Here is a 14700-nt window from a genome sequence, read left to right as displayed (position 1 = left end):
CTACTTTACACTTTTCAACTGTCTTGACACCTATATTTACATAGTTTTAAAATAATGACAAGAGTTTTTTTATAATTCTTATTTTCAATACCATTTAAAAAATACAAGAAATGTAACTCTTACTAGGGAGAGGAACTTACATGATGATATATCTTGACTATGCAGCTACTACACCTATGAGTGAAGAAGCATTACACACATATATGAAAGCAGCATCGCAATACTTCGGAAATGAACAAAGTTTACATGATATTGGAGGAACAGCCTCTTCTTTATTACAAGTTTGCCGAAAAACATTTGCTGAAATGATTGGCGGAAAGGAACAAGGGGTATTCTTCACAAGCGGCGGCTCGGAATCCAACTACCTTGCGATTCAATCCCTTCTCAATGCTCGAAATAAAAAGCACATTATTACGACACCTATGGAACATGCATCCATTCGAAGTTATTTTCAATCCTTACAATCAGAAGGGTATACAATTACTGAAATTCCTGTTGATGAAGGTGGGCTAATTCATTTAGATGATTTAGAAACAGCCATTACAGAAAATACTGTTCTAGCAAGCATACAACATGGAAACTCTGAAATTGGAACCGTTCAAAACATCACAGAGATCGGGGCACTTTTAAAAAAATATAACGTTTTATTTCATTCAGATTGTGTACAAACATTTGGTAAACTTCCTATCAATGTTTTTGAGATGGGAATTGATAGTCTCTCTGTTTCAGCACATAAAATATACGGACCAAAGGGTGTTGGCGCTTGCTATATAAATCCCCAAGTTCGCTGGGCACAAATATTTCCGGGAACTTCTCATGAAAAAGGATTTCGCCCAGGTACAGTAAACGTTCCTGGCATCGCATCTTTTTTAACAGCTGCTGAGAATATATTAAAAAATCAACAAGAAGAGAGCTTACGTTTTAAAGAATTACGATCCTACTTTTTAAGACATTTACAAGCGCTTCCTCTAGAAATTCAAGTAGAAGGTCATTCTACTTCTTGTTTACCACATATTGTTGGGGTTACAATAAAAGGAATAGAAGGTCAATATACAATGCTAGAATGTAATCGCCATGGTATTGCCATTTCCACTGGAAGTGCTTGCCAAGTCGGTAAACAAGAACCTTCGAAAACAATGCTTGCAATTGGAAAAACGTATGAAGAGGCAAAACAATATGTTCGCTTCTCTTTCGGACAACAAACAACGAAAGATCAAATTGATACTACTATTCATGCACTACACACAATTGGAAATCAATTTTATAGAGGTGTTAAATCATAATGAAACAAAATGAACAAAAAAAGATTTTAGGTGAAGAAAGACGACAACTTATCCTTCAGTGGCTTCTCGCTGCAAATGAACCGTTATCTGGGAATGAACTATCGAAAAAGACAAATGTAAGTAGACAAGTTATCGTGCAAGATATTTCCTTGCTTAAAGCACGAAACGAACCAATTATTGCGACTGCTCAAGGGTATTTATATTTAAAACCACAAGAGAAACAACAAGCTTTCGAACGCGTAATTGTATGCCAACATAAACCAGCGGAAGTACGTCAAGAACTTACAATGCTTGTTGACCACGGCGTTACGATTAAAGATGTAAAAGTTGAGCATCCTGTATACGGTGACTTAACAGCGTCCATCATGGTAAGTAATCGCTTTGATGTAGAGCAATATTTACAAAAAATTGAAAACACGAATGCTTCCTATCTTTCGCAACTAACAGATGGTATTAACTTACATACAATTGAGGCAGATTCAAAAGAGAAATTAGACGCTGCTTGCGAGGCACTAGATAAAGCAGGATTTCTCGTTTATTAATTCATGTAAAGCACAGAGTTTTTATCATTCTCTGTGCTTTTTTAGTGATATAATATTGTAATCAATTGTAAAGGGGATCAAACATGGGAATTGAACTCGTTCACTTTAGCATTGGCAAACCAAAACAAATGAAATATAGCGAAGATAAAGAAATGATTACTGGTATATGTAAAGAACTTGCAGAAGAAGCTTTTCTCTCAAAAGATGGATTTCGTGGTGATGATGTAGCGGATTTAAAACACCACGGGGGACCTGACCGCGCAGTTTGTGTGTACCCACACGAACATTACGCACTATGGGAAGAAGAATTTCAAACTACGCTTCCAGCTTCCACATTTGGCGAAAACATTACCGTAACAAATATGTTAGAGCGTGATGTTTGCATCGGAGATACATATCAACTAGGTGAAGCAATCATTCAAGTGACACAAGCGAGAGTACCTTGTAGCACAATTTCAAAACGCCTTGGTATTCCTGGCATACTGCCGCGCATTGTAGCAACTGGATTTACTGGTTATCTATGTCGCGTTCTTCAAGAAGGTACTGTACGTAAAGATTCTAAAATTACATTACTAGAACGTCAACCGCGCAATGTTTCTGTTTTGTTCTCTAACGAAATTTATTTTCATAATAGAAAAGATAAAGATGGCATCGAAAAGATTCTTGCTGTTCCAGAACTAGCCGATATTTGGCGTGGTCAGTTAGAGGATCGTCTTGCGAAGTTAAAATAAATAGAATCCCACCATTTATAGGTGGGATTCTATTTATCTATCACAAAATGTATTATCCGATGAAATTATACCAGCAATTAGAAGGGAAATGTCGACAGTTCATCCACCTCTCTTACAACCAATAAGAACAATAACTCCCCAGCACAGTAACAGAAAAACCGAGCGCTTCAAGTTCCATGGTTACGCCTGGCAATAATACATCATCGTATGCTTTATCGACATCGATTAAGAAAAAGTAATTTCCTAGTCCTGTTTTCATCGGACGAGATTCGATTTTTGATAGATTTAATTTTCTCCATGCGAAAGCTGATAACACTTGATATAGTGCCCCTGCATAATCAGCAGGTAACGTTATCATAAGCGTCGTTTTCTCTCCGCGGTTTTCTCCGTTATTTGGGAGTATGGCTTTCTTTTTCTTATGGAGCACTAGGAAGCGTGTATGATTGTTTTTGTGCGTATGAATATCACGCCTTACAATTGTTAAACCGTATTTTTCTGCGGCCGCTTCATTTGCAATGGCAGCGATTTTTTCTTCAGGATGTTCTTTCACATATTGCGCAGCTGCACTTGTTGATGTCATATCTCGGACGGTTACCCCTTTTAATTCTTCATTTAAAAACTTATGACATTGTGCAATAGCGTGTGGATGAGAGTGCACTGCATATACTTCTTCCCAAACTTCTGCATACTGCGGATGTACAAGTAAATGTTGCTGAATTGGTACTGTAATTTCTCCTACAATAGAAAGTGGTTGCTCATGTACGAGGTAATCAACTGTTATATTCACTGAACCTTCTATCGCATTTTCTAGTGGTACCACTGCATAATCTACATTTCCATTTGCAGCTGCATCCATACAATCTGGAATCGTTCGATACGGTACATGCTCTGCTTCCGGAAAAAAACGACTCACCGCCATATTTGTAAATGTTGCTTCTGGTCCTAAATATCCTACTCGAATCATCGTCTTTTCCCCTCTTTTTCGTTTTCTTACTGTTATACCATACTTTTTTATATTCTTCTATGTAAATTTCGAATATTAAAAAAAGACTAGCATTCGCTAGTCTAAATGTTTCCTATATTCTCTTTGAGCGAAAAAGAAATACATGATGCATGCAGCGATATAATACAGAATAAACAAACCTACTTTTCTTAATGAACCATCCATAAAAATCGTATTATGAAACGTATATAACGCAACTGCACTATGCATACTCCCAACTAGAATTGGCGCAAAAAATAACATACATAATTGCCAACGAGAAATTTTCCACACTTCTTCCTTCGTCATTCCAAGCTTAGCAAGTGCCCCGTACTGCTTTCGATCAGATGCAATATTATGAAACCATTTAAAATATACGATACTACATGAAGTAAGAAAGAATAATATACTAATGAATGATCCTATAAATAGAGTAATATCACCGAACGATTTCATATTCACATATAACTCCATATTACTTCGAAATGCATTATCTTTATCTTGTTTCATATGTTTCCATAAATCTTCATTTAATTCTTTCGTATTTTCGATATTTGGTAATGTATAGCCTCTATATATCATTTTTTCAGAATCAGGAACCTTATTTGCTATACTGTCAAAGTCTTCATCATGCATGACGAAGAACAGACCATTAATGTGCGAAGGATGATGGTTAAATTGAACCCCTTCTTTCTGACCGTTAAATACGAATTGATATGGTTGATTCGTTACTTGCAATTGAATCTCTTTTTGATTATATACATTCGAATTATTGTATCTATTATAATAAACGAGTGTAACTGTTCCTTTTTTAGGATGATACGTTTTCTGTTTTTGTTTTCTTGCCTCTTGATTGTATTCACTTTCTTTAATGAGCGGCGCTACTTCTATTTCTCCCTTATTGGACTGAAAAGATGCATACACTCCAACAAAACTCATAGATTGAAAGTCATTATATCCATATTGGTGCAATAATTGTTCAACCGTGCCTTCCGCAAAGACTTCATGAGAAGAAGTACCCTTTTCTATGTAAGAAAATGAGTGTACGCCCCCGCTCCGCCACATATCTTGCATACCAGAAAAATATAAGAACACCGTACCTGTTGCCGTAACTACAAATGTCGTTGCCATCGACATTAGAAAGAAAAAACGACCATTTTCCTTCATGCGATGTGACAATTGATTCACTATAAATAAATACGGATATGTATACATAATCTTTTTATTTCGTTTTATTATTTCTAATATTTGAGCAGTGCCGTGTATAAAAGAAAAATACGTTCCGAAAAAGACAAGTATAGACACAGGAAAAAAATAGAATGCTATCGTTGGTATAGTCGCTTGTAACGCTAACGCATATCCTATACCTAAGCAAATAAATCCGAATATACAAAGCCGCATTGATGTTTTCTTCTCTTTTCTATCCTTGCGAAATTCTTTTAATAGCCGAATGATTTTTATATTCCATATACGTAAAGCACTTATAAAGGATAACAGAATAAAAACAACCATGTATGTAATAAACGTTACCCCAATCGCTCTCACGTCAAATATGACAGGGAGTTCTTTCGGAAGCCCCAGTAACATACTAAACACCATGAGGAAGAGCTTTAAAAAGATCATACCAAGCCCAATACCGAAAATATTAGCAAATACCCCGATCAATATTTGCTCGGTCATAATTACTCCTATTACGTTAGATTTCGTTGCTCCCATTAACATGTATAATCCTAATTCTTTCTTACGTGCCTCTATGAAAATAGAAGTAGAGTACAAAATAAATATGACAAAAAAAGAAATAATTATAACATTACATATGATAAGTCCCCAGCGTACGTTTTGATACCACATCGTCTCTTGCATATACGGATGTACAATGACAGACATGTATGCAAAAGACGCGAATATTGCAAAGCAACTACTTAAGAAAAACACTTTATAATTACGCCAATTTCCTTTTATATTTTGTAGCGCTAGTTGCCGAATGTTCATCTATCGTCCCCCTATAACTTACTACATAGGCAAAAAGCTAGAAGTTTCTCTAGCTTTGCACGTGTTTCAAATATCCTCTTTGTGCAATCATAAAGTAAATCGCAGAAGCTACAACGTACGTCCCAATTACAATCGCTCCTGATTTCCACAAATCGATATAAAGCATTTTCCCTAACGTATGAAGAGCAAATCCACTATGAATTGCACCGATTAAAATTGGGATAAAGAAGATAACGCCCATTTGTCGAATTGCAATTTTGCGAATTTCTTTATCTGTCATACCTATTCTCTTTAACGATTTAAATTGAATACGATCTTGTTCTTTATCGTTAAACCATTTAAAGTATGTCATACTACAAGCGAAGAAAAAGAACAGCACAGCTACGAAGAAACCGATAAACATCGTAATTGCTCCTGATTCTCTTATATCTTTATAAGCAAGCACTGAGTTGTTTAGTTCCATTTGCTTATCTGGTGCAATTTCATTTTTCAAATCTAACACAAGGTCTTCCGTACTTTTCCAGTCTTCTATATAATAACCGTAATATTTCGTCTTTTCTTCATCCTGTACAAGCTTTGCGTATTTCTCAAAATCTTGATCATTCACAATGAGATATTCACTATCATTAAAAACAGAAAATGGAGTTGGCTCATTTAATTGAACAGACTGCGTTTGGCCGTTCATTTTAAATTCATACGGTTTTGAACGATCTATCTTCATCATGTCGTTCGCTATATCCATTATGACCATCGTTGCACTACCTGGTGCATTATGAACTTCTCTAACTTGCTCTCTCTTTTGTTTACGTACTTCAGCGTTATATTCTTTTTCTGAAACAATCGCCATTGGCACTTCATGTTCACCGTTAAACATCGTGATTTTTTGACTTCCAGGAAGTTTTACGTACGTTACTTCTCGTGCATCTTCAAATCCGTGTTTTTTTATTAATTCTTTTGTTTTCCCTTCTTTTATGACATTATGCGTATTTATTCCCTTTTCCTCATACGAAATAGCATGCGGGGTACTAGTTGCTGCCTTATAACTCATATCCTCAAAAAATACGTACAGTGTACCAACTGCTGAAGATACAACCGCCGTAATAATAGAAATTACAAATAGAAAACGAGCGTTATCTTTCATTTTATAAATAAGATTGCTAAGTACGAACATATTTGGGTATGTATAAAAAGATTTTTTTCTTTTTTGCAATGCTTTTAATACGACTGTACTACCTTGTGTAAACAGTAAATAAGTTCCGCCTATCGTCAGCCCTACAATCGGTAAAAACAGAATGATAAAATTCATAAATGTCACTTGGAAGCTAAGTACATATGCAACAATAATACATCCTATACCAACTACACATAACGATGTAAATGCAAAAGGTTCTACTTTTTGTTTTCTTGCTTCTCTTAATAAATCAATAATTTGCAAGCGTCCTACTGTCCAAACACTAAACAATGATAGGATTAAAAATAGAATAAAGTATACACCTGCTGTAATAAGAATTGCTTTACTATTCCATACGAGTGGAAGTGTTTTATCTATTTTCAATATTACGCTTAATGCTTGGAAAAATAATTTCGAACAAAGCATACCAAGCCCAATACCTACTACAATTGCAATACTACCTAACATAAGCTGTTCTAATATAATCATTCGGCCAAGTTGAGATTTTGTTCCACCTATTAATGTTAATAGACCAAACTCTTTTTTTCTTGCTCGTAAAAATGTTGAATTTGCATATAAAATAAAGAGTGCTGAGACGATGACTACAATATAATTCATCGATTCTAGCCCTTTTGAAATCATCTCTCTCATACTAATATTACCACTTACGACATCTGGATGATAAATAAAGGAAGCATACATGAAAAATACGACAATCGATAAACAGCTACTAATAAGGAAAGCTTTATAATTACGCCAATTTCCTTTTACGTTATTAAGCGCGAGCTGGCGAAAGTTCATGATATTCTCCTCCTAGCATCGCAAGTACGTCCAGAATTTCTTGGAAAAAGGCTTGTTTCGTTCTTCCTTTATGTATTTCCGAGAAAATTTCTCCGTCGCGAATGAAAAGAATACGTTCGCAATAACTCGCTGCTACTGGATCATGCGTTACCATTGCAATTGTCACTTTCTTTTGTTCATGTAAATCTTGCAATGCACTCATTAATGATTTTGCTGACTTCGAATCTAAGTTTCCAGTTGGCTCATCCGCTAAAATTAGCGTAGGTTCATGAATGATCGCTCTCGCTGCTGCTGCACGTTGTTGTTGTCCGCCTGACACTTCATATACTTTTTTATTTAAAATTTCTTCGATATTTAAAAATTTTGCAATCTCAAGCACTTTCGCATCGATTTCATTTACAGATTTCTTCGCCATTACAAGTGGTAAAATGATATTTTCTTTAATCGATAACGTATCAAGTAAGTTAAAATCCTGGAAGATGAATCCTAAATGTGTACGGCGAAACTCTGCTAGTTTTGCAGCACGCATTTGATTAATTTCTTCGCCATTTACAAGCACATGACCTGAAGTTTGCTTATCAATTGTCGCCAATAAATTTAAAAGCGTTGTTTTCCCGCTTCCCGAAGGACCCATAATCCCTACAAATTCGCCTTCTTCTATTTTAAAATTTATATCATTTAAAGCAGTCGTCGCTACTGAACCTTTTGATTGGTACACCTTCGTTAATCCTTTTACTTCAAGAACACTCATTTCTAATCCCCCTATGTGTTTTCTTCTTACATTTACTATAAGAAAAATAAGAACAAGAAACGAGCGATTTCCCTTACAAAACGTTTTGTTATCTTACAGTTTTGTCATTTTTCTCATTAATGTATGATATTCTTCATCTTTTGCAAATTGGAACGTGAATGTTGTCCCTTCCCCTTCAGCCGATTGTACATAAATACCGTGATGTAAATTATCGCAAATTTCCTTCGTAATATATAAGCCCATTCCAGTCGCTTCTCTCGTTTTACGGCCATTTATCCCCGTAAAGAATGGATCAAATATACGCTTTACATCTTGCTCTGGAATACCGATTCCATTGTCCTTAATATGTAATAACACTTTTTGATCTTTCTCTTCAATTTGAAATTGAATTTCCTTTTTCTCTGCTTCTGAAATTTTCGTATACTTAATTGCATTTACAACGATTTGACCTATAGCAATACTGAGCCATTTTCTATCAGATGCAACCATACAAATATCTTCCTCAAACATTATTTTCGGAAATACAGACGATTGAATAAAAGATTTTCGATTTTCATTAATAATACCTCGAATGATATCTATCACATTTACTACTTCTACTTTATAATCTTTCGCAAACTGCTCTAACCTTGCCATATGTAACGCTAAATCTAAACCATTTAGTATACGGTTATTTTCTTCACGAATACTTTCAACTATTGCTCTTGCTTCACGATGCTCTTTACCAAACTTCTGTAATAGCAATTCTATAACCGATACTGGTGTTTTCATTTGATGAATCCATTGGTTCATAAATATCATTTGCTGTTGTTCTTTCGCATGTTGTTTATGAACTTCATTCATATATTGCTGTCTTAATAATGTAAACGATTCAACAATCATCTCTTGCTCTAACGTATAAGAAGTATCAATAAGTAGTGAGTCATGTAATGTATTTCCACCAGCAACATACTTTTCAAGCCTCGTTAAAAACACACTCCGTTTTCGGTAATCGTAAATGAGGTATACAGTAAATACAACTGCCCCTAATAAAAGTCCGTATAACCATGTACTCCAATCAATGGATCGCTTTTCTAGAAAACTCTGCAACTGCAAAACAAGCCCAAATAAACAAAGACTAACAATATAAGAAAGAATTAAAGAAAAGCGGTCCATGAGGTAATTTTTAACCTTCATGCCCTTCGCCCCACTCTGTAAGAAGCGCATAACCATATCCACGTTTCGTTACAATCGCATTTTTAATGCCTAGCTCCTCTAGTTTCTTCCTTACACGTTTTACATTTACAGTTAATGTATTATCATCAACAAAGGCTACTTCATCCCAGAGGGCTTCTAACAGTTCCTCGCGCGTTACATATTGATTTGCTTGTTTCATTAAACACTCTAATAAGTAAAATTCGTTTTTTGTTAGTTCTGTTTGTTGTCCTTGCCACTCAACAACGTGTTGGGACGGAAATAACAACAGTCCATTTACACCTAAACAATCACTCTCAGCAACAGAAGCATACTCACCATAGCCACGGCGAAGTGCACTTTTCACCTTAGCCATTACAATATCTAAATGGAATGGCTTCGTAATGTAATCATCTCCGCCATTCTCGATCGCCATTACTTGATCCATTTCCCCTGTTCTTGCAGAAACAAAAATAATCGGCGCATTCGATATAGTACGAATTTGACGACACCAATAAAAACCATCAAAATATGGTAAATTAATATCCAGTAATACGAGATGAGGATTTGTTTTCACGAACTCATCTTTTATATGACGTAAATCACTTGCTCTAAATGATTGATAGCCATACCTTTCTAAATGCTCCTCTAATATTCCCGCTATTTTTTCATCGTCTTCTACAATTAATATTTTATACATGTTCGTTTTCTCCCCATAAAAAATTCTTCCAAAGCCACTCCTTGTTCTATTATAAATTGAAAATTTAATTAGTGGGTATTTTTCCCTATATGAATCAGACATTTACAATAAAAAAAAACTGCCATATTTCGGCAGTCTTAATCGATAAATTCAAATTGATATTCAAGAATTTTTACAATATCTCCGTCTACTGCACCACGTGCACGAAGGGCTTCATCAATACCCATTCCACGCATTTGACGAGCAAATCGGCGTACAGATTCATCACGTGAGAAGTCTGTCATTTTGAATGTTTTCTCAATATCATAACCAGAAATAACAAATGTGCCATCACTTTCGCGTGTAATTTCAAAATTAGATTCAGATTCAAATTTGTACATTACACTTGCTTCAGATTCTTCTACATCATCGTACATTGGGAATTCTGGTGTTGTTTCTAATAAGTTCGCTACTTCAAATAGTAAGTCACGAACACCTTGTTTCGTTACAGCTGAGATTGGGAAAATTTTCACTTCGTCTCCCAATTTTTCTTTAAATGCTTGTAAGTTTTCTTCTGCACCTGGCATATCCATTTTGTTTGCAACAACAACTTGTGGACGCTCAGTTAAACGCATATTGTATTCTTTTAGTTCACTATTGATTGTTACATAATCTTCATATGGCTCACGGCCTTCTAAACCAGACATATCGATAACGTGCACGATTACACGTGTACGCTCAATATGACGTAAGAATTGGTGTCCAAGTCCGACGCCGGCATGTGCACCTTCAATTAGTCCAGGAAGGTCAGCCATAACGAAGCTGCGGTTATCACCAGTTTCAACAACACCAAGATTCGGAACGATTGTTGTAAAGTGATACTCTGCAATTTTCGGACGCGCTGATGATACAACAGATAATAATGTAGATTTACCTACACTTGGGAATCCAACAAGTCCAACATCTGCTAGCACTTTAAGTTCTAGCGTGACATCACGTTCTTGACCTGGTTCACCGTTCTCAGCGATTTCTGGCGCTGGGTTCGTCGGTGTTGCGAAACGTGAGTTACCACGACCACCGCGGCCACCCTTTGCGATTACAGCTGTTTGTCCATGCGTTACTAAATCGGCAAGAATTTCACCTGTTTTTTCATCTTTTACTATTGTTCCCGGTGGAACCTTTACGATTAAATCTTCAGATTTACGACCATGCTGACCTTTACTCATTCCATGCTGACCACGATCAGCTTTGAAATGACGTTGGTAGCGGAAGTCCATTAATGTACGTAAGCCTTCCTCAACAACAAAAACAACATCTGCACCTTTACCACCGTCGCCACCTGCTGGGCCACCTTTAGGTACATACTTCTCACGACGATACGCAACCATTCCGTTACCACCGTCGCCGCCTTTTACATATATCTTGACCTGATCTACAAACATTATTTCACCACACTTTTTTCGATTGGTTGTAATATAACTGAGACTTCTTCGTCTCGTACTGTATAAGAAATGGAATACCATTTATTGTTTTGGTTCGCAAGCCAATTCTGTAGTTCTTCTACACTCGTTAGCTTACCACGAAAATCAAAAAAGAAACGAGCATTCTCCGCGTCACATTCAATTGTGATACAAACATAATTTTCAACATATACGTCTAAACTATGCTGAAGTATTGAGAAAAATTGATTCGTCCATATACATACAGTCTCATCTAAGTGAGATAAGTTATGTAATTTCCCTAATACTTCGTACTCCAATAAGCACGGCTGCTGTTTCCAATTATATGTTAAAATCCACTCTGAAAATAAAGGCATTGATAGCCCTATCAGATTGGATTCTTGTCTCGCTTCTTGGACAAAACGATCGATGAGACTATGAATCTCTTCCACTTTTCCAAGGGAAAGGTTTCCTTTCACCATCTGCATACGATTGAGCCAATCATGTCTTGAATGACGCAATGCATCTATAATTGTCCATTTTTCATTCATTTAGATACCCCTTAATATAGAAAAACTCTAACCTGCACTCAGGTTAGAGTTTTCCGTGAGTTCTTATGCTTCTTGAGCAACAGGATATACGCTCACTTGTTTGCGGTCACGGCCAAGACGCTCAAAGCGTACTACGCCGTCAACTTTCGCGTATAAAGTGTCATCGCCACCACGACCAACGTTAACACCTGGATAAATTTTTGTACCGCGTTGACGGTAAAGAATTGAACCACCTGAAACCGTTTGACCATCTGCGCGTTTAGCACCAAGACGTTTTGACTGAGAGTCACGACCGTTCTTTGTACTACCTACACCTTTCTTAGATGCGAAAAACTGAAGATCTAATCTTAACATACGTTACACCTCCTGCACTTTTTCTATTAAACGGATATACTTTCCGTAATCAAGTTCGATCGTCTTAAGCGAAACAACCAATCCTTCTAAAAGTATCTGTGCTTTTTCTGCTGTATGAACGTCTAAATCATTAGGCAATTCATACGTTAAGAATCCGCCATCACTTCCGAGTTCAATAGTTGCCTGCACATTACAAAGTTCTTCCACTGCATTTATAGAACCAAACACAACCGCTGTAGTTCCAGCACAGACAAGATCTTGTCCATGTGGCGCATAATCGGCATGTCCAGTCATTTTAAATGATTGGATACTTCCTAATTTCGTGCGACTTATCGTAATTTTAATCATGTTAACCTGGATTAAGCGTTGATAGCTTCAACAACTAGCTTAGTGTAAGGTTGACGATGACCTTGTTTCTTACGATTGTTCTTTTTCGCTTTGTATTTGAAAACGATGATTTTCTTAGCGCGACCTTGTTTTTCAACTTTCGCAGTAACTGTTGCACCTTCTACAACTGGGCTACCAACTTTAACGTTTTCGCCACCAACGAAAAGAACTTTGTCAAAAGTAACAGTTTCACCAGCTTCAACATCTAATTTTTCAATGTAGATTGCTTGACCAGCTTCAACTTTAATTTGTTTTCCACCTGTTTCGATAATTGCGTACATACTTGCACCTCCTCTTAATTACTAAGACTCGCCAAAAACGAGGTAGACATAAATGTCTTTAGGGAACCTGTCTTGTGCGGTTGTAGCATATAGCCGTTTAGGTGCTATAAACTATAACATAAAGATGTTATCATGAATCATAGACGGTTGTCAATAAATGTTCTGCTAACTATTTTTTCCGTTCTACAATTTCTGTTTTACTTCCAAAACGAATAATTGCGTACTTTTCGATCATATCATCTTTGAAATAAATTTCAAATGGAATATTTTTTTGTAATTCTTTTTGCAAAAATTGTTTTTGCAAATTTTTAGGCGCAGCGATTAATACTGCCTCATCCTCTATATTTCCATATGTGATTAGCTCTCTCTCTAACTCATACGCAATTGTTTCATATGACATTACATACCCCGTCGCTTTGCAAGGTACACACTCTTCGAGTAATACGTCGCGTAAAGAATGTTTCTTACGTTTACGTGTCATCTCCAAAATCCCTAACTCTGTAAAACCGAGCACTCTTGTATATGTGCGATCATTTTGCATAGCAGCCATCAGACATTCTCTTACCTTTTCTTTATCTTCTCTTCTTTTCATATTAATAAAATCAATTAATATCATACCACCGATATCACGCAGTCTTAATTGACGTGCAATCTCTTCAGCTGCCACTTCATTCGTACGAAGGACTGTATCTTGTAAATTCTGTTTTCCAGTAAACTTGCCCGTATTCACATCAATTACAGTCATCGTCTCCATTTGTTCCACAATTAAATAAGCACCATTCGGGAGCCACACAATTTTTTGAAGTGCTTTCTCGATCTCACGCTCTATTCCAAAATGGTTAAACATTGAAGATTTTTCATTATAAAAAGATACTTTTTCTTTTCCGACCTTTTCTTCTAATTCTTTTACTATACTTCTTGTATCTACAACTACTTTTTCAATCGTTTCAATCGGATTCTCTTGGAATACACGATCTAAAAAGGTCGCCGGTCGATGAAGTAGTAACGGTGCCTTTCCTTGGCCCTCTTTTCTTTTTAGCTCTTCATATAACTGCTGTAACCTTTGCATTTCAGCTTGTATTTCTTCAATTTCTCCTTTTTCAGAAGCAGAGCGGAAAATATAACCTCCTGTCCCTTCTACCTCAATTTGGAGTAGCTGTTGCCTTCTTTTATTATTTTTTATTTTTCGAGAAACCGCACGCATTTCATCATATGGCATATAAACGACATATTTCCCGGTAAATTCTATGTTTGCCGTCAATTTCGGCCCTTTCGTATCAATTGCCTCTTTCACAACTTGCACGAGTACCGCTTGCCCTTCATGTATACGATAAGAAGATGGTACATCATCGTATGAAAGGTACGCATGTTTTTCTAAACCGATGTTTACAAAAGCTGCGTTCATTCCAGCAATCGTTCTTACGATACGTCCAACATAAATATGCCCAACAATCTCTTGTTCTTCATTTCGTTTCCATAAAAACTCAACAATTTTTTTCTTCTCTTCAATTGCAACGCGTTTTTCCGATCCTGCATAGTTCATATATAACGTTTTCAAAATTCTTTCCTCACTTTATAATCTT

General features: G+C 36.2%; 15 protein-coding genes and 1 other annotated feature. Of the genes, 3 read left to right on the top strand and 12 right to left on the bottom strand.

The window, feature by feature from the left end; all coding sequences use genetic code 11:
- Positions 1-140: 140 nt before the first annotated feature.
- The 3 genes from ACSG5Z_RS10390 (at position 141) to ACSG5Z_RS10380 (ending at position 2556) form a co-directional block, all read left to right on the top strand.
- Complete coding sequence (locus ACSG5Z_RS10390) at positions 141-1283, top strand: IscS subfamily cysteine desulfurase (RefSeq protein WP_088064471.1); 1143 nt, start codon at positions 141-143, stop codon at positions 1281-1283.
- Positions 1283-1825: a transcription repressor NadR gene (locus ACSG5Z_RS10385; RefSeq protein WP_435711428.1), complete on the top strand. Its 543-nt coding sequence runs from the start codon at positions 1283-1285 to the stop codon at positions 1823-1825. Before ACSG5Z_RS10390 ends, ACSG5Z_RS10385 begins: the two co-directional genes overlap by 1 nt.
- An 83-nt stretch (positions 1826-1908) precedes the next feature.
- A complete protein-coding gene (locus ACSG5Z_RS10380) occupies positions 1909-2556 on the top strand; it encodes an MOSC domain-containing protein (RefSeq protein ID WP_048541383.1) in 648 nt (215 codons plus the stop codon).
- A 112-nt stretch (positions 2557-2668) separates the two neighbouring features.
- Here ACSG5Z_RS10380 and pheA read toward each other — a convergent pair whose 3' ends face one another.
- The 12 genes from pheA to ACSG5Z_RS10320 all read right to left on the bottom strand — a co-directional run bounded on the left by pheA (position 2669) and on the right by ACSG5Z_RS10320 (position 14675).
- Complete coding sequence (pheA, locus tag ACSG5Z_RS10375) at positions 2669-3520, bottom strand: prephenate dehydratase (RefSeq protein WP_098089336.1); 852 nt, start codon at positions 3518-3520, stop codon at positions 2669-2671.
- Between the two features lie 96 nt (positions 3521-3616).
- Entirely contained in the window at positions 3617-5530 is a 1914-nt protein-coding gene (locus ACSG5Z_RS10370; RefSeq protein WP_435711427.1) for an ABC transporter permease, read from the bottom strand.
- 49 nt (positions 5531-5579) lie between these two features.
- Entirely contained in the window at positions 5580-7502 is a 1923-nt protein-coding gene (locus ACSG5Z_RS10365; protein ID WP_435711426.1) for an ABC transporter permease, read from the bottom strand.
- Positions 7477-8253: an ABC transporter ATP-binding protein gene (locus ACSG5Z_RS10360; RefSeq protein ID WP_000114530.1), complete on the bottom strand. Its 777-nt coding sequence runs from the start codon at positions 8251-8253 to the stop codon at positions 7477-7479. The genes ACSG5Z_RS10365 and ACSG5Z_RS10360 overlap by 26 nt, the downstream gene beginning before the upstream one ends.
- A 93-nt stretch (positions 8254-8346) precedes the next feature.
- The gene (locus ACSG5Z_RS10355; protein ID WP_435711425.1) at positions 8347-9429 is read right to left on the bottom strand and encodes a HAMP domain-containing histidine kinase; all 1083 of its coding nucleotides are present in this window, start codon (positions 9427-9429) and stop codon (positions 8347-8349) included.
- On the bottom strand, positions 9419-10126 hold the full coding sequence (locus ACSG5Z_RS10350; protein WP_435711424.1) for a response regulator transcription factor: 708 nt from the start codon (positions 10124-10126) through the stop codon (positions 9419-9421). The genes ACSG5Z_RS10355 and ACSG5Z_RS10350 overlap by 11 nt, the downstream gene beginning before the upstream one ends.
- Before the next feature lie 137 nt (positions 10127-10263).
- On the bottom strand, positions 10264-11547 hold the full coding sequence (obgE, locus tag ACSG5Z_RS10345) for a GTPase ObgE (RefSeq protein ID WP_000497119.1): 1284 nt from the start codon (positions 11545-11547) through the stop codon (positions 10264-10266).
- Positions 11547-12095 carry a sporulation initiation phosphotransferase B gene (locus ACSG5Z_RS10340; protein ID WP_001003578.1) on the bottom strand — a complete coding sequence of 183 codons (549 nt, stop codon included), beginning with the start codon at positions 12093-12095 and terminating at the stop codon, positions 11547-11549. The genes obgE and ACSG5Z_RS10340 overlap by 1 nt, the downstream gene beginning before the upstream one ends.
- Before the next feature lie 63 nt (positions 12096-12158).
- Positions 12159-12449: a 50S ribosomal protein L27 gene (rpmA, locus tag ACSG5Z_RS10335; protein ID WP_000944957.1), complete on the bottom strand. Its 291-nt coding sequence runs from the start codon at positions 12447-12449 to the stop codon at positions 12159-12161.
- Positions 12450-12452: 3 nt separating this feature from the next.
- Entirely contained in the window at positions 12453-12797 is a 345-nt protein-coding gene (locus ACSG5Z_RS10330; RefSeq protein WP_001993153.1) for a ribosomal-processing cysteine protease Prp, read from the bottom strand.
- Between the two features lie 11 nt (positions 12798-12808).
- Complete coding sequence (gene rplU / locus ACSG5Z_RS10325) at positions 12809-13117, bottom strand: 50S ribosomal protein L21 (protein WP_000270907.1); 309 nt, start codon at positions 13115-13117, stop codon at positions 12809-12811.
- Between the two features lie 14 nt (positions 13118-13131).
- Positions 13132-13209: a sequence feature (ribosomal protein L21 leader region), on the bottom strand.
- A gap of 77 nt (positions 13210-13286) precedes the next feature.
- Positions 13287-14675, bottom strand: a complete 1389-nt coding sequence (locus tag ACSG5Z_RS10320; protein WP_131932587.1) for an Rne/Rng family ribonuclease — start codon at positions 14673-14675, stop codon at positions 13287-13289.
- Positions 14676-14700: the final 25 nt, after the last annotated feature.

The organism is Bacillus pretiosus (assembly GCF_051294775.1).
Taxonomy (GTDB): Bacteria; Bacillota; Bacilli; order Bacillales; family Bacillaceae_G; genus Bacillus_A; species Bacillus_A wiedmannii.
The sequence above is the reverse complement of the archived record's forward strand: the minus strand, read 5'-3'. Positions and strand labels throughout refer to the sequence as shown.

Bases quoted from the DNA above. Each gene is read 5' to 3' on its own strand.
- ACSG5Z_RS10380 (WP_048541383.1), top strand. From the start codon at position 1,909: ATGGGAATTGAACTCGTTCACTTTAGCATTGGCAAACCAAAACAAATG.
- ACSG5Z_RS10350 (WP_435711424.1), bottom strand. From the start codon at position 10,126: ATGTATAAAATATTAATTGTAGAAGACGATGAAAAAATAGCGGGAATA.
- rplU (WP_000270907.1), bottom strand. From the start codon at position 13,117: ATGTACGCAATTATCGAAACAGGTGGAAAACAAATTAAAGTTGAAGCT.
- ACSG5Z_RS10360 (WP_000114530.1), bottom strand. From the start codon at position 8,253: ATGAGTGTTCTTGAAGTAAAAGGATTAACGAAGGTGTACCAATCAAAA.
- ACSG5Z_RS10365 (WP_435711426.1), bottom strand. From the start codon at position 7,502: ATGAACTTTCGCCAGCTCGCGCTTAATAACGTAAAAGGAAATTGGCGT.
- ACSG5Z_RS10355 (WP_435711425.1), bottom strand. From the start codon at position 9,429: ATGAAGGTTAAAAATTACCTCATGGACCGCTTTTCTTTAATTCTTTCT.
- obgE (WP_000497119.1), bottom strand. From the start codon at position 11,547: ATGTTTGTAGATCAGGTCAAGATATATGTAAAAGGCGGCGACGGTGGT.
- ACSG5Z_RS10330 (WP_001993153.1), bottom strand. From the start codon at position 12,797: ATGATTAAAATTACGATAAGTCGCACGAAATTAGGAAGTATCCAATCA.
- ACSG5Z_RS10340 (WP_001003578.1), bottom strand. From the start codon at position 12,095: ATGAATGAAAAATGGACAATTATAGATGCATTGCGTCATTCAAGACAT.
- ACSG5Z_RS10370 (WP_435711427.1), bottom strand. From the start codon at position 5,530: ATGAACATTCGGCAACTAGCGCTACAAAATATAAAAGGAAATTGGCGT.
- ACSG5Z_RS10385 (WP_435711428.1), top strand. From the start codon at position 1,283: ATGAAACAAAATGAACAAAAAAAGATTTTAGGTGAAGAAAGACGACAA.
- pheA (WP_098089336.1), bottom strand. From the start codon at position 3,520: ATGATTCGAGTAGGATATTTAGGACCAGAAGCAACATTTACAAATATG.
- ACSG5Z_RS10390 (WP_088064471.1), top strand. From the start codon at position 141: ATGATGATATATCTTGACTATGCAGCTACTACACCTATGAGTGAAGAA.
- rpmA (WP_000944957.1), bottom strand. From the start codon at position 12,449: ATGTTAAGATTAGATCTTCAGTTTTTCGCATCTAAGAAAGGTGTAGGT.